The sequence below is a fragment of the Neorhizobium galegae genome (genome assembly GCF_021391675.1).
In the GTDB taxonomy this organism is placed as follows: domain Bacteria; phylum Pseudomonadota; class Alphaproteobacteria; order Rhizobiales; family Rhizobiaceae; genus Neorhizobium; species Neorhizobium galegae_B.
In genome coordinates this window covers 2,194,830-2,218,080 of record NZ_CP090095.1, presented here as the reverse complement: position 1 = coordinate 2,218,080, position 23,251 = coordinate 2,194,830, and the positions used below count along the sequence as shown (strand labels likewise).

Here is a 23,251-nt window from a genome sequence, read left to right as displayed (position 1 = left end):
TTTCTTCGGGCCTTCGGCGGAAGAGTGCGGCCCTGCGCTTTTTGCGGGGGGATCGATGCAGGACGTGAATTCTCGGATCGTGGTGATGACATCAGGCGGGGCGAACCCGCAGGTGATGATCAACGCATTGGCAAAACATTTTCCCGACCTGCATGTCGTCGAGGAACAGCCGGAATCGAAGGGCACGCTTTTGAAACGCCGCGCCCGGCGGTTCGGCTGGTTCACCGCACTCGGCCAGTTCGCGACGATGATCGCCTCGAGGCTGACCAAGAGCGTGGCAGCAAGGCGCTCCGCCGAGATCATCCGCGACTACGGCCATTCCGCCGAACCGAACCCGGCGATCCCCGTGACGCACGTGGCTTCCCTCAACGATCCGGCATGTCACGCGGCGGTGACAGCCCTGAAGCCCGCTGCGATCTTCACCATATCCTGCCGCATCCTGTCGCCGGAGACGCTTGCCGCGATCCCCTGCCCGGTCATCAACTTCCACGCCGGCATCAATCCGATGTATCGCGGCCAGATGGGCGGCTACTGGTCGCGCGTCGAAGGCGACGACAAGAACTTCGGCGCGACCGTGCATCTGGTCGACAAGGGAATCGATACCGGGGGGACGCTCTACGAGAAGCGGATGGACCCGGCGCGATCGGATTCGCTCGCCACCTATCCGCTGCTGATGACCGCCTCTTCGGTCGATATCAGCGTCCGCGCGCTTCAGGATGCCATCGACGGCACGCTGAAGCCGTACCAGCCGCAAGGCCAGTCCGCACTGCGTTTTCCGCCGCCGATCTGGACCTGGCTCTATCACGGGCTGACCCGGAAGATCTGGTAACCGGCATCCGGCCCCGCATCCGGCAAGGCAATCCCATCGCCGCGTCGTATTTTGCTGGGTGCGACGTCGTCGCAAGCGCAGTCTTGTCGCCCGCACCCGTGCATGCTGCGCCTCAACACGGAGGAATTCATGGCCGACCGCATCGTCGTCTTCTGGCGGGATATTCCGGCGCAGGTGATCATCAAGAAGGGCCGCCAGACCGCCAAGCGGGAACTGTCGCTGCGCTTCACCGAGGCGATCGACATGTGCGCCATGCGCAGCGGCGCCGCCGGCACCGACGACTATCTCGCAGAATGGCGCAAGGCCGAACCGACCGCCGTTTCCGACGATCTCGAAGCCGAGGCCGACAGGGCGGCAGCCGAGCTGGAAGCAGCCTATGACAGGGAAAAACTCGTCGCGCTGGTGAAGACCGGCGGTCGCGAAACCGCCTGACGTTCAGACAATCACATCGTTTCTGCGCCGCATCGCGCGCCTGGAGGAAGAAATGACCCGCACCATCGTCGCATCCGCAACCCGGGAGATCGTGATCGGCTTCGACCAACCCTTCTGCGTGATCGGCGAACGCATCAACCCGACGGGCCGCAAGAAGCTCGCGGCCGAGATGATCGAGGGCAATTTCGACACGGTCATCAGGGATGCGCTGGAACAGGTGGCGGCGGGTGCCACCATGCTCGACGTCAATGCCGGGGTCACCTCGGTCAATCCCAACGAGACCGAACCCGGCCTGCTCGTCCGGACGCTGGAGATCGTCCAGGGCCTCGTCGACGTGCCGCTGTCGATCGACAGTTCGGTGACAGCCGCAATCGAGGCGGCGCTGAAGGTCGCCAAGGGCCGGCCGCTGGTCAATTCGGTCACCGGCGAGGAGGAAAAGCTCGAGGCCATCCTGCCGCTCTGCAAGAAATACGACGTACCGGTCGTGGCGATCTCCAACGACGAGACCGGCATTTCCATGGATCCGGACGTTCGTTTCGCGGTCGCCAAGAAGATCGTCGAACGCGCCGCCGACTACGGCATAAAGCCCCACGACATCGTCGTTGATCCGCTGGTCATGCCGATCGGTGCGCTCGGGACGGCCGGCCTGCAGGTCTTCGCGCTGCTGCGGCGCCTGCGCGAAGAATTGAAGGTCAACACGACCTGCGGGCTTTCCAACATCTCCTTCGGCCTACCGCACCGCCACGGCATCAATGCCGGCTTCATCCCGATGGTGATCAGCGCCGGAATGACGTCGGCGATCATGAACCCTTGCCGGCCGCAGGAAATGGAAGCGGTACGCGCCGCCAACGTGCTGAACGGCACCGATCAGAATTGCGGCAACTGGATCATGACCTATCGGGACTATAAGCCGGTGGAAGGCGGTGGAGCCGCGGCCACTGCTGCACCTTCGGCTGCCAGCGGCCGACGTGGCGGCCGGGCTGCACGGGCTGGCGCCGGAGCGCGGACGGAGTAAGTACAGGTATCATGGCGGATATTTCCAAGAGAGATCCCCTCGTCCTTTTCATGCCGTCCGGCAAGCGCGGCAGGTTTCCGGTCGGCACGCCGGTGCTCGATGCCGCGCGCCAGCTTGGCGTCTACGTGGAGAGCGTCTGCGGCGGGCGGGCGACCTGCGGGCGCTGCCAGATCTCGGTCCAGGAGGGACATTTCGCCAAGCACGGCATTACCTCGGCAAACGACCACCTGTCGCCGTTCGGCCCCAAGGAGGAGCGTTACGACCGCGTGCGCGGGCTTCCCGAGGGGCGCCGCCTCTCCTGCTCGACCCAGATCCTCGGCGATCTCGTCATCGATGTGCCGCAGGATACGGTGATCAACGCGCAGGTGGTCCGTAAGGCCGCCGACGAGCGTGTCTTCGACCGCAATCCGGCGATCCGCATGTGTTATGTCGAGGTGGAAGAGCCCGACATGGAAAAACCGCTCGGCGATCTCGATCGCCTGAAGGCGGCGCTTGCCGCCGAGTGGCATTTCGACGATCTGGATGTCGATTTCCACCTGATTCCCAAGATGCAGCAGATCCTGCGCAAGGGCGAATGGAAGGTCACGGCGGCAATCCACAAGGACCGGGACGAGGACCGCGCCCGCCTCGTCGCGCTCTACCCCGGCCTGAAGAACGAGGCCTACGGGATTGCCTGCGATATCGGCTCGACGACGATCGCCATGCATCTGTCGTCGCTGCTGTCGGGCCGCACCGTGGCGTCCGCGGGTACATCGAACCCGCAAATCCGCTTCGGCGAGGATCTGATGAGCCGCGTTTCTTATGTGATGATGAACCCCGATGGCCGCGAGGCGATGACGTTAGCCGTGCGCGAGGCGCTGAACGGGTTGATCGACAAGGTCTGCGCCGACGGCGGCGTGTCGCGCACCGACATTCTCGACAGCGTCTTCGTCGGCAATCCGATCATGCACCATCTGTTCCTTGGGATCGATCCGACGGAGCTTGGCGGCGCCCCCTTCGCGCTTGCCGTTTCCGGAGCGGTTCAGGTCAGATCCTCCGAGATCGGCTTGCCGATGAACGAAGGCACCCGCACCTATCTCCTGCCCTGCATCGCCGGCCATGTCGGTGCCGATGCCGCCGCGGCAACCCTGTCGGAAGGTCCGCACCGGCAGGAGGAGATGATGCTGCTGGTCGATATCGGCACCAATGCGGAAATCGTGCTCGGAAATTCGACCCGGGTCGTCGCGGCCTCCTCGCCGACCGGTCCGGCCTTCGAAGGTGCCGAAATCTCGTCTGGCCAGCGGGCAGCACCAGGCGCCATCGAGCGTATCCGCATCGACGCCGAAACCCTCGAGCCGCGCTTCCGGGTGATCGGCATCGAGCCCTGGTCGGACGAGCCGGGTTTCGCCGATGCAGCCGCTGCGACCGGCATCACCGGCATCTGCGGCTCGGCGATCATCGAGGTGATTGCCGAAATGTATCTCGCCGGACTGATCTCGGAAGACGGAGTGGTGGACGGCACGATGGCGGAGCGCAGCCCGCGCATCCTCCAGAACGGCCGGACCTTCTCCTATCTCGTGCATGACGGCGAGCAGCGCATCACCGTGACCCAGAACGACGTGCGCGCCATCCAGCTCGCCAAGGCGGCGCTTTATGCCGGCGTGAAGCTGTTGATGGACAAGCAGGGCGTCGACCATGTCGATCGCATCGGCCTTGCCGGCGCCTTCGGCACGTTCATCGATCCCAAATACGCGATGGTGCTGGGTCTCATCCCGGATTGCGATCTGGCCCGTGTCAAATCGGTCGGCAATGCCGCCGGCACGGGCGCGCGGATGTGCCTGCTGAACCGCGGCTACCGCCGCGAGATCGAGGAAACCGTGCGCAGGATCGAGAAGATCGAGACGGCGCTGGAGCCGAAATTCCAGGAGCATTTCGTCTATGCCATGGCCCTGCCGAACAAGGTCGATGCCTTCCCGCATCTGGCCTCTGTCGTGACCCTGCCTGAGCGCAAGGCGCTGGCCGAGCCTTCGGGAGAAGGCGGCCGCAGACGTCGCCGCAGCCGCGAGTAGGATCAGGCAGCAGCGGCGACCAGGGAGCCGAAGGCCTCGCGGATGCTTTCGGCCACGGCCTTGCCGGGCACGGAAAGCTGCGGTGCCGTCAACAGGCGGATATCGAAGTTGATGAGCTCCGGCAGGCCCTCTTTCGCCCCGAGTATCTGCATGTCGTCGGTGACGTAGGAGCGCGGGAACGGCGCGATCGCCAGATCGGACAGCACGGCGGCGCGCTGCGCCATCGTATGGGCGCTGGCATAGGCGATGCGATAGCTCCGCTTGTGCTTCTCGAGCTGAGAAATTGCATCATGTCGCCACACGCATCCGTCTTCCCAGACGGAGATCGGCAGCGGATCGCGCAGATAGGCCGTGCCGCATTTGGCGCCGGCCCAGACCAGTCGTTCCGTGTGAATCATCTCTCCGGCCGTCGAGAAAGGCCGGGTGGCACAGTTGATCAACGCCAGGTCCAGCCGCTGCTCGTCCATGCGCTTCTTGAGCGCCAAGCTCATGTCGACCGTGACATCGACCATGATGCCCGGAAAGCTCTCGCCGAAGTCCTTGAGCACCTTTGGCAGAAGGCGTTCGGCGATATCGTCCGGCGCGCCGAGACGGACCACGCCGGAGAGTTCCGGCATGACGAAACGTGACACTGCCTCGTTGGAGAGCGCCAGCATGCGCCGCGCGTAGGAAAGCAACATCTCGCCATGCTGGGTCAGCGACACCGAGCGGGCGTCGCGCAGGAAGAGCGTCGTCTTCAACTGCTCTTCCAGTTTCTTGATCTGCATCGAGACCGCTGACGGCGTGCGCAGAACTGCATCGGCCGCGGTCGAGAAATTGCCGGTTTCGGCAATCGCCACGAACGTGCGCAATACATCATTATCGAGCAGCGGAAGCGGCGGGCGGAATGGAACAGTCATGTCAGCCTCTATCAATAATTCTGAACTTAAGCACCATATCATTTCGTTTGATTGAATGTCAAACGGGCGGCATACTCAAAAACATCGGAAGCGAGCGTCGATACAAAACAGAATTTCATGAGACGCATAACTTGCATCCGATTGATTGATGAATTGATGGCGTTCATTGTCCCGATTGAGCGTTGTCCCCATGAGACACCCAAGGAGAACTGACATGACTATGATCACCTATCAGGAGAGCGATCGCTCCCGGTTGCGGCCGTCATCGTTCGCCTCGCTGATCCGCCCTGCCCTGAATGCCGTTATCAGCCTTCGCGATCAATGGCGTCGTCGCCAGACCGAAAGAATGCTGGAAGGTCTGCCGGCAGAAATCCGCAAGGACATCGGATGGCCGACGACCAATGCCGCACCGCATCGCCGATAACCCTCCCGCCCCATGGCCCGCCGACGCGAACAGCGAAGCGGGCCATGTAGTCTGAGACACGCATTGAGCCTGCTGCCTTTGGCAAATACGCGTGCGACCCGCTTATGTCGCAAAAATGTTATCAGCCTGTCGTCAGAAGCCCTTCTCCGCCGCCTTTCCCCGTGCCAATGTCGCTTTTGAAGAAAAGCGGGCCGCAATGTACGGCCACGAACAAGGGGAATGACGGCATGAATGTGATGACCAAAAACCCGGCAGCCAAGCGCTCTCTCGTCTTTTTTCTTGTTCCCCATTTCACCATGCTGCCTTTTGCTGCAGCGGTGGAGACGCTGCGAATCGCCAATCGCATGCTCGGATACTCGGCCTATACCTGGCGGCTCTGTTCTGCCGACGGCGAAAAGGTCTATTCCTCCAGCGGCATCGGGATCGAGGTAAACTCCTCTCTCGCCGACGAACGTCGCAACCTCTCCGGTGAAAACCGTCCGAACATGGTTCTGGTCTGCTCGGGCGTCTACGTGGAGGAGTTCAACAACAAGTCGGTCAACGCCTGGCTGCGCGAAACCTATAACCGCGGCATTGCCGTTGGAAGCCTCTGCACCGGAGCGCACGTTCTGGCCCAGGCCGGGCTGCTGAACGGCAAGCGCTGTGCGATCCACTGGGAGAACCTGCCAGGCTTTGCCGAGGCATTCCCGCAGGCGGAGGTCTATGCGGATCTCTACGAGGTCGATTCGAACCTCTATACCTGCGCCGGCGGCACCGCCTCGCTCGACATGATGCTGAACCTGATCAGCCAGGATTTCGGCGAGAACCTCGTCAACCGAGTCTGCGAGCAGCAGTTGACGGACCGCGTCCGCAATCCGCACGACCGCCAGCGCCTGCCGCTGCGGGCCCGCCTCGGCGTGCAGAACGCCAAGGTCCTGTCGATCATCGAGGTCATGGAAAACAACCTCTCCGAGCCGCTGTCATTGGTCGAGATCGCCGACGACGCCGGCCTCTCCCGGCGCCAGATCGAACGCCTGTTCCGCCAGGAAATGGGCCGCTCGCCGGCGCGCTATTATCTGGAGATCCGGCTCGACCGGGCAAGGCACCTGCTCGTGCAGTCGTCGATGCCCGTGGTCGAGGTGGCGGTTGCCTGCGGGTTCGTGTCCGCGTCGCATTTCTCGAAATGTTATCGGGAGGTCTATAACCGTTCGCCGCAGCAGGAACGGGCCGAGCGCAAGCTCAACATGAATACGTCGCGCACGGGCGTCGTGGCCTGACCCGTGGGATCGCGGCGGGTCAGCCTGCCGCCTGCAGAACGATCGTATAGTCCGAGAACACTCTATTCCGGCCATGGCTTTTCGCCATGAACAGGAATTGTTCTGCAGCGTTGAGATAATTGTCGAACGTTTCCGGGCCGCAGACCTCCGCCAGCCCGATCGAAACCGTAATCGAAAAATCGATAGCGCCGGAGATAGTCCTGATGCCGGCGATCTCAAGCCTCAGCTTCTCGCACAACTCCGTCGCGGCGGCTGGGTCGAGACCGACCAGCAGCATGCCGAATTCTTCGTCACCCAGCCGGGCAAGAAGATGCCGGCCGCCGCCGCATGCGGAACCAAGCCTAGCGGCGGTGGCCTTGAGGAGCTGGACGATGGTTTCCTTGCAATGAACATCGTTCAATCGCCGGAAATGGTCGATGTCCACGATCGCGACGGCGCAGGATATCCCCTCGGCAAGACATTTCCTCACCACCGGTTCGCCAAGCCGGTAAAATTCCTTCAGGTTGGCAAAACCGGTCAACGGATCGGCAGCCAGACTGGCCGCCTCCATCTGGACGCGCGACGGCGCCGCCAAACCGTAGGTCAGGCGCTCCGTCTCTCGGAAATGCTGGCTTAGAAGGTACGGCATGCGGAGTTCCTCGGGGATCAGGCGACGTTCTTCACCGCCGTTTCCTGACGTCTTGCCTGCATCGACCGGATCTGGATGAGGGTATCCAGGTTCTGGTTGACGCGGCAGTAAAATTCCTCGTCGATGAAGGGGCGCAGCATGAAGTCATTGCCGCCGGCCTTCAGGAAGCGGGCCGAAAGCAGCCTGTTCGAAGAGGACGAGACGCCGATGATCCTGAGTTCGTGCGAGCCGCGCACCGAGCGGATGCGGCGAGTGAGTTCGAATCCGTCGATATCGGGCATGTTGTAGTCGGTGACGACGAGGCCGATATCCGGGTTCTTCTTGAGGATTTCCAGTGCCTTGGCACCGTTCTCCGCGACGCTGACCCGGAAATTGTAGCGCTTCAGGCGGCTCGAGAGCAGTGCCCGGGCGGTCGGGCTGTCGTCGACGATCAGCACATGGTGGCGATGATTGGTCAGGAACCGGCAGACCGATTCGGCCAGCATTTCGACCGCAAAGACATTGTCCTTGAGGATATAGTCGACGATGTCCTTGGTCAGCAGCTTGTCGCGGGTTTCTTCATGGAAGGTCCCGGTAAAGACGATGGTTGGGATCGACAGATCGACGAGATACTCCAGCGCCTCCCCGTTTTCCGCGCCTGGCAGATTGATATTGGAAATCGCCAGCATCACCGGCTCGGCGGAGCGGTCATAGGCGTACTGCAATTCCTCGAAGTTGCGGCAAATCTCGACCTCGATGCCGAACAGCTCCTTGAGCCGGGTCCCGATCATCGATGTGAAGACGTTCGAATCCTCCGCAAGGAGAATGCGGGAGTTTGCCAGTGATTGGCCGGAATACTGCATCCCGGAGATGCCGAGGAATGTCATGGTGCCCCTATCGAATAAGATATTATCCCCTCTGATAACATCCCTAGTGGAAACGGTTTGCAGAACCGTTAATCGGAGCCGCACTACGGTATCAAAACGGTACGGGCGGCCCGAAGACCGCCCGCTAACGTCAATGACTTCTTACTTTTAGCCGGTTTTCAGGCCCGCAGCGCAGCATTGTCGGTGTCGAACGGGCTTTCCGCCACGACGCTGGCGTTGTAGAGGCTGCCGAGAATCTTGATCCTGAGCCTGGTGCCGGTCTCCGCATAACCCGGTTTGACCATCGCAAGCGCCAACGACTTGCCGATACGCCAGCCGTAGGCGCCGTTGGTGGCGCGACCGATCAATTCGCCATCTTCGTTGTAGATCGCCTCCGAACCGCGGGCATCGACATCATTGGCGCCCTCAATGACCAGCGTGCAGAAATTCCACTTCAGCCCCTTTTCCTTGTAGGAAAGCAGGCCTTCCTTGCCGAGAAACTCCTTGTCGGTCTTGATGAACCGGTCGAGGCCGGATTCATAGGCATTGTACTCGATCGACATTTCGCGCGGGATGAGCCGGTAGGATTTCTCGACCGACATCGAGAGCATGGCTCGGATGCCGAAAGGCTTGATGCCGAATTCGGCGCCGGCTTCCATCAGCTTGTCGAAGATATAGTTCTGCATCTCGATCGGGTGATGCAGTTCCCAGCCGAGTTCGCCGACGAAATTGACGCGAAGCGCATGGGCGGAGGCCATGCCGACGGAAATCTCCTTGCCGGACAGCCAGGGGAAATCCTTGTTGTCGAGGCTGGTGCGGGTGAGCTTCTTCAGGACCTGGCGGGACTTCGGGCCGGCCAGAACCAGCACGCCGAGCTTCTGGGTGATCTGGGTTAGCTTGACCGAGCCATCCGTCGGGGCGAGCTTACGCAGGTAATCCTGGTCATGTGCCTCATAGGCGCCCGCCGACACGAGATAGAAACGATCCGGTGCCCATTCGTAGACGGTGAATTCGGAGCGCACGCCACCCTGTTTTGTCAGAAGGTGGCAGAGCGCGATGCGGCCGCGCTTCTTCGGGATCGCATTGGCAAAGATCGAGTCGAGGAAAGCGCGCGCTCCCGGGCCGGACACTTCCATCTTGGCGAAGGCCGACATGTCGAGCACGCCGACATTCTCGTGGACATTTTTGACCTCGTTGCCCACGTGGTCGAAATAGTTCGACCGGCGGAAGGACCATTTTTCGACGATACGGCCATCTTCCAGCGCCGGCGCATGATTGTGGCCGGTCAGCACCTCGACGCCGACGCCGAGGTCTTCCGCAGGCACTTCATAGCCTTCGGGAGCGAACCAGTTGGCGCGTTCCCAGCCGTAGACGGAGCCGAACACGGCACCCATCTTCTTCAGCCGGTCATAGACCGGCGTCGTCTTCAAGGGACGCGCGGCGGAACGCTCTTCGTCAGGATAATGCATCGTGAAAACATTGGCATAGGCCTCTTCGTTCTTCTCGATGAGGTAGCCTTCCGTTGCGTAAGGCCCGAAGCGGCGCGGATCGACGCCCATCATGTCGACGGTGGGTTCGCCATCGACGATCCATTCCGCCAGCTGCCAGCCGGCGCCGCCGGCGGCGGTGATGCCGAAGGAATGGCCTTCGTTCAGCCAGAAATTCTTGAGGCCAGGCGCGGGACCGACGATCGGCGAGCCGTCCGGCGTATAGGCGATCGCGCCGTTATAGACCTTCTTGATGCCCACATCGCCGAAGGCCGGCACGCGCACGATGGCGGTCTCGATATAGGGCATCAGCCGGTCGAGTTCCTCGTTGAAGAGCTCATATTCGCTCTCGTCGGACGGACCGTCGACGTAACAGACGGGTGCTCCGACCTCGTAAGGCCCGAGCAGCAGGCCGCCATTCTCCTCGCGCATGTACCAGGAGGAGTCCGATTCGCGTAAGACACCCATTTCCGGCAGGCCCTTGGCCTTGCGCTCCTGGATCGCCGGATGCGGCTCGGTGACGATATACTGGTGCTCGACCGGGATGACCGGAATGTTGATGCCCACCATCTCGCCGGTCTTGCGTGCGAAGTTGCCGGTACAGGAAATGATGTGCTCGGCTGATATCTCGCCCTTGTCGGTCGTCACCTTCCAGAGCCCGTCCGGCTGTTGCTCGATGGCGGTGACGGTCGTGTTGCGATAGATCGTGGCGCCGAGATCGCGCGCACCCTTGGCAAGCGCCTGCGTGAGGTCCGCCGGCTGGATATAACCGTCGTCAGGATGCTGGATGGCACCGAGAATGCCGTCCGTCTCGCAGAGCGGCCAGATCTCCTTCACCTGTTCCGCCGTCAGGATGTTGACCTTGACGCCGATCGTCTCGGCGATCCCGGCATAATACATGTACTCTTCCCAGCGGTCCTTGGTGCGGGCGAGACGGATGTTCGAGACTTTCGAGAAACCGACATTCATGCCGGTTTCTTCCTGTAGTTCCTGATAGAAACGCACCGAATATTTATGCAGCTGGCCGACCGAATAGGATAGGTTGAAGAGCGGCAGAAGCCCCGCCGCGTGCCAGGTCGAACCGGAGGTCAATTCCTTGCGTTCGATCAGGATGGCATCGCTCCAGCCCTTTTTCGCCAGATGATAAAGCGTCGAAACACCGACCACGCCGCCGCCGATCACCACCGCCCGTGCATGTGTCTTCATGGAAAGAACCCCTCTTCGGCCTCGTGCGGCCTTTTCGCAAACTGCAGGGACTATGCAATTCCGACAGGCGGGCCAAACGCCTGATTACGACATGCCAAGAGCCAGCCCGCGACGATCATCAGAATGGCCGCGCGGGCTTGAGCGGAGGGACGGTCATGCGCCCCCTCTTGCATCGTGCTCCTCCTGCGGGATCGGCCTGCCCCGGTGAAAGATGATTTCCTGCTGCGGGAACGGGATATCGATCCCCTCCTCCTTGAACCGCCTGAGGATGGCGATCCTCAGGTTGTTGCGGATTCTCAAACCCTCGCCCATGTCGGCCAGATGGAACCTCAGTTCGAAATTGAGCGAGGAAGGACCGAAGCTCAGGAACTCCACGTGCGGTTCCGGATTGCGCAGCACTTCCGGCACCTGATCGACCAGTTCCAGAAGGATATCCATCACCTTCTGCGGATCGGTGTGGTGGCTCACCGCGACCGGCACTTCGGAACGCCCGATCTTGTTGCGATGCGTCCAGTTGCCGACCGGCGAATTGATGAGGTCGGAATTCGGAACGATGATCGACTGCTTGCGGAACGTCTCGATCTCTGTGGCGCGCACCGAAATGCGCTTGACGATACCTTCCGTTGCCCCGGTCACCACATGGTCGCCCACCTTGAACGGCCGTTCGACGAGCAGGATCAGACCGGACACGAAGTTCGAGACAATATTCTGGAGACCGAAACCGATGCCGACCGACAGCGCGGACGCAACCAGCGCGAAGCTCGAGAGATCGATCCCCGCGGCCGAGACGCCGACGATCACCGCAAGCCCGACGCCGAGATAGCCGATACCGGTCTTGACCGAGTTGCGGACGCCGAGATCCACCTGGCTGCGCGCCAGCACATTGCCGTCGATCCACTTCTGCACCCAGCGCGTGACGACGAAACCGAGGCCGAAGAGCAGAATGCCGCCGAGAATGCCGACGATCGAGATCGAGATGTTGCCGATCCGGATCTGCGTGAAGAAACTGTAGATCCAGGCTTCGATATCGGCGATCTGGAAGCCCCAGGTCAGCAGGATGAGCGGGATGCCGAGGACCAGCGCAAAGGCATAGATGCCCAGTCCCGCCACGAGCCCTGCCTGGTCGAGGGACACCTCGCCGAAATTGAAGCGTTCGGCGAGCCGGCGGCCGACCGCCGTATCCGTGAACGATCCCTGTTTCGAAACCGCCCTGCCTGACAGGAGCCCGATATAGATCAGCACGATCACCGCACCGGTCAGCACGATCTGGGTCGAAGCGAACCGGGCAAGCCCCACATATCCCGTCAGCACCGACAGGATCAGGAGCAGGCCCATGATACGAAGGAACAGCGGAAAGAAGCGCGGCCACCGATGTCCAGGCCCATCGGGATCCTCACCCTCGACAAGCCGCGGCTGGACGAAGGAGATGGCAATCAGGATCAGGCCGATGGTCACCGACGCGAGCAGGCTTTTGACGATGGTCAGAACCAGCGGCGAATTCAGCGCCTCGCTGATCGCGCCGAGCAGATAGTCGAGCCCGTTGACGATCGCCATGGCGAGCACGGCGAGCGTCAGCAGGCGGGCACCGCGATTGGTGATGCGGACGAGCCGCCATTCCGGCTCGCCCGGCGCCAATACGCCATAGGTGAGCTTCCAGACGAAATTGACGAACCAGACGAAGCCGAAGAAGGTCACCACGATCGGCGTGATATCCGTCCTGAGCACGTTGAAGCCGTCGAGGAACAGGAAGGAAGCGACCAGGAAGGCCGCCAGCGACACGGTCTGGATGACCGTCGACCAGAACGCCACCGACAGACGCCGGATGTAGGAGGGATGCTCATGGTCGCTTCGCCGGATGAAGCGCCCGAACAGCCGGTATCCTCCGGACAGGAAGAGCATGGCCGCGCCGAGCGACAGCGCCAGAGCGCCCAGCAGCTGCAGCTTCTTGAATTTCCATACGAAACTGATCCAGCCGCTGAAGGTGGAGCCGAAATTCCTGACCTCGGCGACGAACGCGTGGCCGGCATCGGCGAACAATTCGCCCGACAGCTCGGTGTGGCGAAACAGCGTCTGGGTAAACAGCGTGCGGCGCAGATTGGTGATCGTGTTGGCGACCTGGTTCGCGCTGTTGGAAAGCTGGCCAGCGTCATCGACGATAAGATTGAGCTCTGAGCGCTCGTTCAGCAGCCGGTTGCGCTCTTCGACGACCGCGGGCGCTTCCGGAGGCTGGCCGGCTGCCGGCGCCTCGCCGAGGCTCTTGAGCCGGGCCTGGATCTGTTCGACGCGGGTGCGCATGGCATCCGAGGCCGAGCGCATTTCACCGACGATCGTTTCCGCCTGGACCCTGAGTTCCGCAAGACGTGCATCGTCATCGGCGTCGCTTTGGATCCGGTTGCGGAAGCTATCGAGCTGCTGACGGATCGTGTCGATCTTACCCTTCATGTCCGAATTGATCGAATCGAGGGTGACGTCGGGTGGCACCTGCTCCTGGCGCTGTCCCTGTGCCTGCTGTTGCGTCTGGGCGAACACATGCGACGGCGAGCCCAGCTGGACGGCGGCGATCATGAGTGCTGCGAAGAGCACGCGGGTTATCCGCTGGATGGTTGAAGGGCCGGTCGTGGGAAGTTCTGTCAAATGTCTGCTCTTTTGTCTTTCGATCGGATTCGTCGGCGAAAATAGAGTGACTTCTGGGCGAAGAAAAGGAATGCTGGAGTCCAGGTTCCGGGAATTGTTCCAATTCCCGGAACCTGGAACATTTCTTCGCGTTTCCCCGTCCCAACAATCATTGAGGGTAAGTCATGGAACAGGCAGGTATCGGCTGGATCGCAGCCATCATCATCGGCGGCATTGCCGGCTGGCTCGCAGAAAAGTTCATGAAAAGCGACATGGGCTTGATCATGAACATCATTCTGGGCATTGTCGGCGCCATCATTGCCAATGCCATTCTCGGAGTCTTCGGCGTCGCGCTCGGCGGCTGGATCGGCTACCTGATCGCCGGTTTCATCGGTGCATGCATCCTGATCGCCGTCGCCCGCATGTTCCGCCGATAATTATTTCAAGATCAGAAACCGGCGCCGGGCTTGGCAAGATATTCGAGTTCGGCGGCGGTCGATTCCCGGCCGAGCAGTGCATTGCGATGCGGGAAACGGCCAAATTCGCGGATCACCGCACGGTGACGTTCCGCATAATCCCGATATTCCGCATCACCCAGCAACGCGAACAGTTCAACCGACCGATCCTGATCGGCAAGCGTCTCCGAATGTTCGAAGGGAAGATAGAAGAAGCCGCGCTGCTCGGGCAGGACAGCCATATCCGCACCAGCTTCGATCGCCAGTCTGGCCTCACGCAAAGCCAGCCAATCCGTTGCAAAGGCAAGCGGAGTGCCGCGATAGAGGTTGCGGGAAAGCTGGTCGAGCACGATCACCGCCGCGAGCCGGTTTTCCGGCGACGTCCGCCAGGCGTCGAGCTCGCCGCGGGCAAGCGAAAGATGAGTGGCCGCGAAATGCCGGCGCATCGCCTCGTCGAGCGCCTCGTTCTTCTCAAACCAGTCCTTGCGGGTCAGTTCCCTGAACCAGAAGGTAAAAACTTCCTCGGGGGTTTTTATGTCGGCCTGCGCCATGGCATATCTCCTTAGTCGAGACGGAGTGCGGAGATATCCTTGCCGGTCATCCGGGCAAGGGCTTCGACGACCATGTTATGATCCTCGCGCTGCGGCAGGCCCGACACCGTCACCGCCCCGATGCAGCCGACACCGGCGACCTTGATCGGAAAGCTGCCGCCGTGCGGCGCGTGGTCCGCTGCGGAAATACCATATCGGCTTTCCACCGTATCGCCCTGGAGCTCGAGCTTCCGCCCGATTGCATAGCTCGATTGGAAAAAGCGGAACACCAAATTGCGCTTGCGGCGTACCCAGTTTTCGTTGTCTGCCGTCGTGCCCGGCAATGCCGTATAGAAGGCCGGCATCGAATGCAGCCGCACGTCGATGACGACGCTCAGGCCTCGCTCGACGGCCATGTGGCGCAGCAGCGATCCGAGGTCCCAGGCAGTGGTCAGGTCGAACCGGTCGAAGACCAGTGCCTTTTCCTGTTCCGCGATCTTCGCCATGTCTTCTTCGATCGTCATGCGTTCCCCTCCGGATTGCGATGGCGGGGATTGATGACGACAAATCCGGCGAAAGTAAAGTTACTCGGCGGCAGCGAGTTCCCGGACGGGGAAGAAGGCGGCAAGCTCGCCGACGGCAAAGCCGATCCGTTGCTGCAGGGACTCCGAGACGATCCGATAATCGACGAAATCGCGATCGGACGCGTAGACGGCCGTCGGCAATGTATGGGCCATGAAGAAGCCGAAAAGCGGTCGAAGCTGATGTTCGACCATCAGCGCGTGCCGGTCGCCGCCGCCGGTTGCGGTGATCAGGATCGGCTTGGCACGCAGTTGTTCCGGATCGATCAGATCGATGAAATGTTTGAACAGGCCGGGATAGCTGCCCTTGTAGGTCGGCGAACCGACGATCAGGAAATCGGCCTCCACCACATCGGCGAGCACCTTGGCGGCTGCTTCGTCGAGATCGCCCTGGCGTTGTGCCTGACCGAGAGACGGCCCGACATCGGTGAGGTCGTGAAGCCGGACATCGAATCCATAACGCTCGGCCGCCACGGAAGCGATGTGTTCGACCAGCGCAAAGGTCTTGGATGGGCGGTTATAGCTACCCGCAAGACCGACGAGTTTCAGGGCCATGGAAATTCCTCTCTGCGCAATGACTTTCTCCAGATTAGCGTGGGTACCGCAGCATGAAAGCAAGGAACCTGCCGCAGATATCCAGTCAGGAGAAAATCATGCTCAGGGAATACCTGATCACGCGATGCGGGCCGTCCGCGGCGCAGCGCGGGCGATCTGGGTCGTGATCTCTTCGGCAAGCGCCTTCGCCTGAAGACGGATATCCGGCACCGCCGTGATCTCCCAGAACTGGCCGGCCGTCAGCGCTCCGGCTGCAAACAGGCCCGGCTGCGGCCGGCCGTCCGGGTCGAGAACCCGAGACTGCCGGTCGACGGAAATGCCAAGTCCGAGTTCGTCCATGGAGATCATCTGTCGATTGCGCATCTCGCTCAGCAGCGGCGAATGGCCGATGCCGGCGCGCTCCATGCCTGTGCAGTTGACGATCCAGTCGGCATGGAGGGAGACGATGTCCGGCGTGCCCCGCTGCCTGAACTGGACACGCGCACCCTCGCCTTCCCTGTCGATCGAGCGGAGGAAGCCTGCATGCACGATCACCGTGCCATCCTTCAGAAGCGCGTCGAAGCGCGCAAACACCTCCGGCGCGATACGATGGCGGTGGACATTCCACCAGGCGAGCGCGTGCCGAAGGAAACGGGAACGCTGATCGGCACTGAGGCTCTGCCACAAGGCCTGGGTCTGCGGTCGCAGGCCATCGACGACACCCCGCCAGTCGGCACCGTTCTCCACCCGCCGGCGCAAAGCGTGAAGCAGCGCGCTGATCTCTCGGGTATCGGGCAGGTCCGGCGTGACCGGGGCGGCGCGCCGTGTCGGATGCGGATGCGGCACCAGTCCGCGCCGCGACAGGACATGGATGCGGCCGCGATGGCCCTGGGCGCGCAGCGACAGGACCTGGTCGATCATCGTCAGGCCTGAGCCGAAGATACAGAGTTCGTCGGTGCGTCCGACGCGCGACAGCCAGCCGAGCCGCCAGGGATTGTCGATGGTTCGGGCGCGGACGGCCGCATCGATGCGATCCTTCGGCAGAGGCAGATCGGCGTTGCCGACGCCGAGCGCAAGGATAACGGTACGGGCGCGCAACTCGCCGCCATTGTCGAGACGGAAGACGAGCCCGTCCTGTTCGCAGTGGACGCAGGCGGTGGCCTTGGCCCGGATGAAATCCACATGCGCCCGCCGCTCGCGGGGCCTCAGCAACGAGGCCAGCGTGTCGCGCAGGTAAAGGCCGTAGTCGCCGCGAGAGGCGAAATCCTCCGGAAAGGCCGCCTTGCCCTGGCGGCGCAGCCATTCGACGAAATCGTCCGGCCGATCCGGAAACACGCTCATCCGCGCCGCCGGCACATTGAGGCGGTGCAGGTAAAATTCGGTACGGTAGGCGGTGCCCCGCCCGAAGCCGGGATCATCGCCGACCACAGCGATCGATGCGGAGGCCGGCAGGAAACGAAGGAGATTGATGGTAAGGGCGATTGCGGAAAAACCGGAACCGACGACGGCGACATCATAAGTCATCAAGCACACTCCTCGTCCTTGGTTGCGTTGGGCGAAAGGCTGTCTTGGGAGCCGCAGGAAGGCGGTTTTGGATCCGCTTCTGTGGCCGCTTCAATGTCTACCAACTTAATAGAGATTGACGAAGTGTAAAGGCGTTTTCGCGTCTCTATCAGTTGCACGCCTGTTCAGGCCGCGGCAGCGTCGGGGCTTCGGCGCTTGGATTGGTATTGCTCGGCGTCCCCGGCGGCTGGCAGTGATCTTCCTGATCGACGGTGCCCGTCGTGCTGTTGGTCGTCGTCGGATCGGTAACGCCGGGAAGCGTCGTGACCGTCGAGGCGCCGGAATTGGCATCGGGTGTGGTCGTTGTCGTGCCGGGCAAGGTGGGAGTTGCGCCAGGGCCGGATGTCTGGGCCAGGACGGGTGCTGCAAGCGACAGCGAGAGGGCGGAAAACGCGATGAGCCTCTTCAGCATCTGAAAATTCCTCCGGTTGATCGGAGGAGATAACCGGAAGCCATGCCACTTGGTTCCGGCGGCCCGTCTTCGGCCCGGCACGTTCAAGTCAGCCCGGCATCATCTCGTGGATGGAGGACAGCAGCAGGTCGTGCTGATAGGGTTTCGGCAGGAACACGGTGTTGGCCGGCAGAAGCATCGGATCGAGGCTGACAACGCCCGACGTGATGATTATGCCGATGCTCGGGCGGATGGCTCGGATACGCTGAGCAAGCTGGATGCCATCCATGGAGCCGGCCATGTTGACGTCGGTGAAGACAATGTCGATATCCTCGCGGTTGCGGAACAGCACCATCGCCTCGTCGGCATTGCCGGCTTCCAATACGTGATGCCCGACCTCTTCCAGCGCATCGAGCGTGGTAAAACGGATCAGCGGTTCATCCTCGACGACAAGCACAACGGCCTTCTGCGCCATCAACGTCTCCTTTATCCTTTGGACGCTTGCCCCCACAGCTTCCCAGGCGAAAAAATTTCCGCGCCTTGAATGGCAGTCGTGGACCCGCTCCGTCGTGAGGCCATATAGGAGGCAGGTGAGTCGCGGCAAGTGGAGGTAGAGCCGGTGAAAAGCTGATGCTCGGATCCTCTGCCTTCTCCCCGGGCAAAATCCGCTTCGATAATGGACGATGCCGTTTGACAAAACGCAAAATGCGCTTGCCAAGCGCTTGGAAATATCCTGTACCAGTCCGCATAAAAATATGACTAGAAGATCAGCATAGCCTCATACCCTCAATCTACTCCCGATTCAGGTTCACGCTTCATGATGGAACTCTTCACCGCAGGCGGTTTTGCGGCGCTTCTCGAGGTCATTGCCATCAACCTCGTTCTTTCCGGCGACAATGCCATCGTCATCGGCCTTGCCGCCGCCGGTCTTCCAGCCGCACTGCGCAAAAAAGCGATCATCTTCGGCATTTCCGCCGCGACCGTGCTGCGCCTCGCGTTTGCGGTCGTCGCCACCTATCTTCTGGCGATCAAAGGGCTCCAGCTTGCGGGTGGCCTGCTGCTCGGCTGGGTCTGCTGGAAGATGTGGAGCGAACTGCGCGAAGGCCAGATCGGCGATGCACATTCCGCCGACGAAGCGAAGGAAAGGGCCGCCAACAAGACCTTTTTCCAGGCCGCCACCCAGATCGTCGTCGCCGACGTCTCCATGTCGCTCGACAATGTGCTCGCCGTCGCCGGCGCCGCCAAGGAACATTCCATAGTGCTGATCCTCGGCCTGATCATCTCGATCGCGCTGATGGGCGTGGCGGCCAACTTCGTCGCCAAACTCCTGTCCCGCTTCCGCTGGATCGCCTATGTCGGCCTGGCCGTCATCGTCTATGTGGCCCTCGACATGATCTACCAGGGCTCGATTGAAGTCCTGCCGCTCATTCAGGGCGTATGAAGCTCCTTCACGCACGGACCTCGGCGGCATTCGCGATGCAACCGCCAAGCGGCAGTTCGATCCGCCGCTCGCGCGGGAGAGGCTAAAGGGGCTATCGGTGCGTGACAGTGCGTTGATTTGAAACAGGAAAGTTATTCTTTCCTCACCAAGTCTTTGACATTTGGGATGTTCCCATTGATCATGTTCCTTGAGCAAAGCTACGTGGCCTTCAGCCGGCATGACGCCGGTCAGGGGCTCGCGGACCCCCTACTCGCAAGAGTTGGTGAGCCCCGTCCTAGTCAATGAGAACCGATCTTGAGCCATAGCCACGACGATCATCACCACTCTCATGACGATGACCATGACGGTCATTCCAACGTCGATTGGCGCGAGCACGGCGTGAAAGTCATTCCCGGCAATTCGCTCGATCCCAACACCGCCCAGACTCCCGGCATGAACCGCGCGACCGCGATCAACAACGCCCGCGCGGGCGCCGAGAAGATCTGGGCCGGCACGGTGACGATCCATGCCAACGCCAAGACCGGCGCGCATCACCACGGCGATCTCGAAAGCATCATCTACGTGCTGAAGGGAAAAGCGCGGATGCGCTGGGGCGACAACCTGGAATTCGTGGCGGAGGCCGGCCCCGGCGATTTCATCTACGTGCCGCCCTATGTGCCGCATCAAGAGATCAATGCCAGTCCGGACGAAACGCTGGAATGCGTGCTTTGTCGCTCCGGCCAGGACCCGGTGGTCGTCAATCTCGACATCGAACCCATCGAGAAGCCGGAAGAAGTCCTGTGGAAGGACCCGATCCACAAATAGAGGCGGCGTCTTCATGGTCTCATGCAGGCAGATCGGCAAAAGCGCCGATTTCGGACCTGCAATGCCGTGATCGGCGCAAATGCCGCCGCAATCTGCCTTTACGCTCCCGGCCTACTGGAGATTGACCGCCTCGAACCTCTCCTTTAGAAGGCGGCATTCCGTTCCGAAGCAAAGACTTCGGGATTTTTAACGCTCCGGAGCTGATGCGGATGGCGCTGTTTTCGCAGGACAAGCGGACGAGAAACGGACGTGAACAGGAAAGCCACCTGTCGCGCTGGCCGGTCTTTGCCGCCGCTCTGCTGATCGCCGCCCTGTTCGGTCTGCTGTCGAGTGTCGTCAAGGACGTACAATTCCCCCGCGGCATTCTTTCGGCCGACAGGACCAGCGACACTCCGCACCTGAGCAAGCGCGAACCTTTGCGCGCACTGGCAGCCATGGACCGCAAGGACGGAACGGGCGCCCATTGGCACGCGGGCGGTGGCGCGCTGGAAGCCCGCGCCATCGAGATCACTTTCCCGATTTTCGTCCCGGCCTTCGCCTCGAAACCGTCTTCCCATCCCGCAACCTCCCCGTTCTGGCATGGTTCGCTGCCGCGCGCGCCGCCGGCCGGCGTCTGAGATATCGCGCCCCAGGCGCTTGAACGACATCAGCATTCTGCCCTAACCGCTCCAGAGCGTGGCCTGGGCCCAGCAGGATTAAACATATGAGAAATTCTCCATGGTTGGTGGCGAGCTATGCCGTCATCATCATTCTCGGTATTCTGGTCGCACTGCCGAACGTGATTCCCCAGTCGGCGCTCGACCGCATGCCGTCGTGGCTGCCGCATAGCCGCGTGGCACTCGGCCTCGACCTGCGCGGCGGCTCGCATCTCGTGCTCGAGGTGGACCGTCCCGACCTGATCAACGAACGCGTCCAGAGCCTGCTGCAGGACGCCCGCCGCGTGCTGCGCGACAAGAACATCAACACTTCGGCGATCCGCCGGTCCGGCGATACCATCACCGTTGCGGTGCGCGACGCGGCCCAGCGCGCTGCTGCCGTGACGGAACTCCAGACGCTCGCCAACCCGATCGGCCTCGGCACGAGCGTCGGCGGCAGCGATCTCGCGATCACCACGCCGACCGACAACACGATCTCGATCGCCCAGACGGAAGCCGGCATCAACTCGCACATTACCGCAGCTGTCGAGCAGAGCCTTGAAATCATCCGCCAGCGCGTCGACCAGGTCGGCGTCGCCGAGCCGACCATCCAGCGGGTCGGTTCGGACCGCGTCCTCGTGCAGCTTCCGGGCGAGCAGGATCCGTCGCGTCTTCGCCAGCTCCTCGGCTCGACTGCCAAGATGAGTTTCCATCTGCTCGGCCAGCAGGGCGAGGCCGGCGTCACCATGCTCGCCGACGAGCGCGGCAACCAGTATCCGGTCCTCGACCGCGTCGAACTTTCCGGCGACCGCCTGACGGATGCCCGCGCCGCCTTCGACCAGCAGACCAACGAACCCGTCGTCAACTTCCGCTTCGACTCGGCCGGCGCCAACCGCTTCGCGCAGATCACCCAGCAGAATGTCGGCCGTCCCTTCGCGATCGTGCTCGACAACAAGGTTCTCAGCGCGCCGGTTATCCGCACGCCGATCACCGGCGGTTCGGGCCAGATCTCCGGCGGCTTCTCGGTTTCGGAAGCCAACACGCTGTCTGCGCTGCTGCGCGCCGGCGCCCTGCCCGCCAAGCTGACCGTCATCGAGGAGCGCACCGTCGGTGCCGACCTCGGCGCCGATGCCATCGAGATGGGCATTTTCACCGGTATCATCGGTTTCGGCCTGGTCGTCGCCTTCATGCTGTTTCTCTACGGCACCTGGGGCATCCTCGCGAACGTCGCGCTGTTCATCAACGTCATCCTGACCTTCGCCGGCCTGACGCTGATCGGCTCGACGCTGACCTTGCCCGGCATCGCCGGCGTCGTGCTCGGCATCGGCCTTGCGGTGGACGCCAACGTCCTCATCAACGAACGTATCAAGGAAGAGACCCGCAAGGGCCGCAGCGCCTTTGCGGCGATCGACGCGGGCTTCAAGCGCGCCTATTCGACCATCGTCGACAGTAACGTCACCAGCTTGATCGCCACGGTCCTGCTCTTCTGGTTCGGCTCCGGTCCGGTGCGCGGTTTCGCCGTCACCATGGGCCTCGGCATCATGATCTCGATGTTCACGGCCGTGTCCGTTGTTCGCGTCGCGATGGTGTTCATCACCGCCCGCAGGAAGCTGAAGAAGATCGACATCAGGCCGCTGCTGCCGATCAAGCTCGTTCCGGACGGCACCCATATCCACTTCATGAAGGGCCGCTTCCTCGGCATCGGCGTCTCGGTCATCCTGTCGATCGCCTCGGTCGTGCTGTTCTTCACGCCGGGCCTCAACTACGGCGTCGATTTCCGCGGCGGCATCCAGATGGAAGTCACCACCACGCAACAGACCGACCTTGCAGCCTTCCGCTCCGGCCTCGGAGAACTCGGCCTGGGCGAAGTGGCCCTGCAGGAATTCGGTGGCAACAACCGCGTGCTTGTCCGCGTCGAGCGCCAGCCCGGCGGCGAGCAGGCCCAGACGGAAGCCGTCGAGAAGCTGAAGGCGGAGATCACCAAGATCGACCAGACCGCCAAGGTGGAACGCACCGAAGTGGTCGGCCCGAAGGTCAGCGGCGAACTCGCCACCGCAGGCTTCCTGTCGGTCGGCCTCGCCTCGATCGCCATGATGATCTACATCTGGGCGCGGTTCGAATGGCCGTTCGCCGTCGGCGCGATCGCGACGCTCGTCCTCGACGTGACGAAGACGATCGGCTTCTTCGCGCTGACCGGTCTCGACTTCAACCTGACGGCTATCGCGGCGTTGCTGACGCTGGTCGGTTATTCCGTCAACGACAAGGTCGTGGTCTACGACCGCATGCGTGAAAACATGCGGCTCTACAAGAAGATGTCGTTGCGCGACGTCATCGACCTGTCGATCAACGAAACGCTCGCTCGAAGCCTCTATACCTCGGCAACCGCCTTCCTGGCTCTGCTGCCGATGGCGATCTGGGGTGGTAGTGCTGTGGAGAGCTTCGCGGTGCCGATGGTCTTCGGTATCGCAGTCGCAGCACTTTCGTCGGTCTTCATCGCAGCGCCTATCCTGCTCTTCCTTGGCGACTGGCGCACCCGCCACAAGGCGCAGGCCGAAGCCGCCGGTGAAAAGGCGGTCGGCGACGGCGAGCGTCCCAGCCAGGCCTGAGCCTGCTTGGCATGAAACAGAAAGGGGCG

At 61.9% G+C, this 23,251-nt stretch carries 22 protein-coding genes; 11 read left to right on the top strand and 11 right to left on the bottom strand.

The window, feature by feature from the left end:
- The first annotated feature begins 55 nt into the window (after positions 1-55).
- The 4 genes from LZK81_RS11075 (at position 56) to LZK81_RS11060 (ending at position 4,324) form a co-directional block, all read left to right on the top strand.
- Positions 56-829, top strand: a complete 774-nt coding sequence (locus tag LZK81_RS11075) for a formyl transferase (RefSeq protein WP_233956289.1) — start codon at positions 56-58, stop codon at positions 827-829.
- Positions 830-958: 129 nt separating this feature from the next.
- The gene (locus LZK81_RS11070; protein ID WP_037082451.1) at positions 959-1,261 is read left to right on the top strand and encodes a virulence factor; all 303 of its coding nucleotides are present in this window, start codon (positions 959-961) and stop codon (positions 1,259-1,261) included.
- A 52-nt stretch (positions 1,262-1,313) separates the two neighbouring features.
- Complete coding sequence (locus LZK81_RS11065; protein WP_046627451.1) at positions 1,314-2,276, top strand: methyltetrahydrofolate cobalamin methyltransferase; 963 nt, start codon at positions 1,314-1,316, stop codon at positions 2,274-2,276.
- Between the two features lie 11 nt (positions 2,277-2,287).
- Positions 2,288-4,324: an ASKHA domain-containing protein gene (locus tag LZK81_RS11060; RefSeq protein ID WP_233956287.1), complete on the top strand. Its 2,037-nt coding sequence runs from the start codon at positions 2,288-2,290 to the stop codon at positions 4,322-4,324.
- 2 nt (positions 4,325-4,326) lie between these two features.
- Here the strand turns inward: LZK81_RS11060 and LZK81_RS11055 are convergent, their stop codons facing one another.
- Positions 4,327-5,223, bottom strand: coding sequence for a LysR family transcriptional regulator (locus LZK81_RS11055; protein ID WP_046611350.1), 897 nt, complete (start codon positions 5,221-5,223; stop codon positions 4,327-4,329).
- Positions 5,224-5,437: 214 nt separating this feature from the next.
- On the opposite strand from LZK81_RS11055, the gene LZK81_RS11050 reads away from it, so the two are divergent.
- Positions 5,438-5,647 carry a hypothetical protein gene (locus LZK81_RS11050; protein ID WP_233956285.1) on the top strand — a complete coding sequence of 70 codons (210 nt, stop codon included), beginning with the start codon at positions 5,438-5,440 and terminating at the stop codon, positions 5,645-5,647.
- Between the two features lie 236 nt (positions 5,648-5,883).
- Positions 5,884-6,903 carry a GlxA family transcriptional regulator gene (locus LZK81_RS11045; RefSeq protein WP_037082450.1) on the top strand — a complete coding sequence of 340 codons (1,020 nt, stop codon included), beginning with the start codon at positions 5,884-5,886 and terminating at the stop codon, positions 6,901-6,903.
- A 19-nt stretch (positions 6,904-6,922) separates the two neighbouring features.
- Here LZK81_RS11045 and LZK81_RS11040 read toward each other — a convergent pair whose 3' ends face one another.
- The 4 genes from LZK81_RS11040 to LZK81_RS11025 all read right to left on the bottom strand — a co-directional run bounded on the left by LZK81_RS11040 (position 6,923) and on the right by LZK81_RS11025 (position 13,703).
- The gene (locus LZK81_RS11040; protein WP_233956283.1) at positions 6,923-7,531 is read right to left on the bottom strand and encodes a GGDEF domain-containing protein; all 609 of its coding nucleotides are present in this window, start codon (positions 7,529-7,531) and stop codon (positions 6,923-6,925) included.
- A gap of 17 nt (positions 7,532-7,548) precedes the next feature.
- Positions 7,549-8,397: a response regulator gene (locus LZK81_RS11035; protein WP_037082162.1), complete on the bottom strand. Its 849-nt coding sequence runs from the start codon at positions 8,395-8,397 to the stop codon at positions 7,549-7,551.
- Between the two features lie 158 nt (positions 8,398-8,555).
- Positions 8,556-11,069 (bottom strand): GcvT family protein, encoded by a 2,514-nt coding sequence (locus LZK81_RS11030; protein WP_233956281.1) that lies wholly within the window; start codon positions 11,067-11,069, stop codon positions 8,556-8,558.
- Between the two features lie 153 nt (positions 11,070-11,222).
- A complete protein-coding gene (locus tag LZK81_RS11025) occupies positions 11,223-13,703 on the bottom strand; it encodes a mechanosensitive ion channel family protein (RefSeq protein WP_233956280.1) in 2,481 nt (826 codons plus the stop codon).
- 164 nt (positions 13,704-13,867) lie between these two features.
- Here LZK81_RS11025 and LZK81_RS11020 point away from each other — a divergent pair, with 164 nt between their 5' ends.
- On the top strand, positions 13,868-14,119 hold the full coding sequence (locus tag LZK81_RS11020) for a GlsB/YeaQ/YmgE family stress response membrane protein (RefSeq protein WP_037082159.1): 252 nt from the start codon (positions 13,868-13,870) through the stop codon (positions 14,117-14,119).
- A gap of 11 nt (positions 14,120-14,130) precedes the next feature.
- Here the strand turns inward: LZK81_RS11020 and LZK81_RS11015 are convergent, their stop codons facing one another.
- The 6 genes from LZK81_RS11015 to LZK81_RS10990 all read right to left on the bottom strand — a co-directional run bounded on the left by LZK81_RS11015 (position 14,131) and on the right by LZK81_RS10990 (position 18,211).
- A complete protein-coding gene (locus LZK81_RS11015) occupies positions 14,131-14,688 on the bottom strand; it encodes a DUF924 family protein (protein ID WP_046606859.1) in 558 nt (185 codons plus the stop codon).
- An 11-nt stretch (positions 14,689-14,699) separates the two neighbouring features.
- The gene (locus LZK81_RS11010) at positions 14,700-15,191 is read right to left on the bottom strand and encodes a heme-degrading domain-containing protein (RefSeq protein WP_046606858.1); all 492 of its coding nucleotides are present in this window, start codon (positions 15,189-15,191) and stop codon (positions 14,700-14,702) included.
- Positions 15,192-15,251: 60 nt separating this feature from the next.
- Positions 15,252-15,803 carry an FMN reductase gene (gene msuE, locus LZK81_RS11005; RefSeq protein ID WP_233956278.1) on the bottom strand — a complete coding sequence of 184 codons (552 nt, stop codon included), beginning with the start codon at positions 15,801-15,803 and terminating at the stop codon, positions 15,252-15,254.
- A 117-nt stretch (positions 15,804-15,920) separates the two neighbouring features.
- Positions 15,921-17,306 (bottom strand): FAD/NAD(P)-binding protein, encoded by a 1,386-nt coding sequence (locus tag LZK81_RS11000; RefSeq protein WP_233956276.1) that lies wholly within the window; start codon positions 17,304-17,306, stop codon positions 15,921-15,923.
- Between the two features lie 148 nt (positions 17,307-17,454).
- Positions 17,455-17,757, bottom strand: coding sequence for a hypothetical protein (locus LZK81_RS10995; protein WP_046606855.1), 303 nt, complete (start codon positions 17,755-17,757; stop codon positions 17,455-17,457).
- Positions 17,758-17,845: 88 nt separating this feature from the next.
- Positions 17,846-18,211 carry a response regulator gene (locus LZK81_RS10990; protein ID WP_046606854.1) on the bottom strand — a complete coding sequence of 122 codons (366 nt, stop codon included), beginning with the start codon at positions 18,209-18,211 and terminating at the stop codon, positions 17,846-17,848.
- Between the two features lie 345 nt (positions 18,212-18,556).
- Here LZK81_RS10990 and LZK81_RS10985 point away from each other — a divergent pair, with 345 nt between their 5' ends.
- From LZK81_RS10985 to secD, 4 genes are all read left to right on the top strand, one after another.
- Positions 18,557-19,177, top strand: coding sequence for a YjbE family putative metal transport protein (locus tag LZK81_RS10985; protein ID WP_233956525.1), 621 nt, complete (start codon positions 18,557-18,559; stop codon positions 19,175-19,177).
- Between the two features lie 294 nt (positions 19,178-19,471).
- Positions 19,472-19,981, top strand: a complete 510-nt coding sequence (locus LZK81_RS10980; protein WP_046606853.1) for a cupin domain-containing protein — start codon at positions 19,472-19,474, stop codon at positions 19,979-19,981.
- A 209-nt stretch (positions 19,982-20,190) separates the two neighbouring features.
- Positions 20,191-20,598, top strand: coding sequence for a hypothetical protein (locus tag LZK81_RS10975; RefSeq protein WP_233956274.1), 408 nt, complete (start codon positions 20,191-20,193; stop codon positions 20,596-20,598).
- Between the two features lie 86 nt (positions 20,599-20,684).
- On the top strand, positions 20,685-23,222 hold the full coding sequence (gene secD, locus LZK81_RS10970; RefSeq protein ID WP_233956272.1) for a protein translocase subunit SecD: 2,538 nt from the start codon (positions 20,685-20,687) through the stop codon (positions 23,220-23,222).
- Positions 23,223-23,251: the final 29 nt, after the last annotated feature.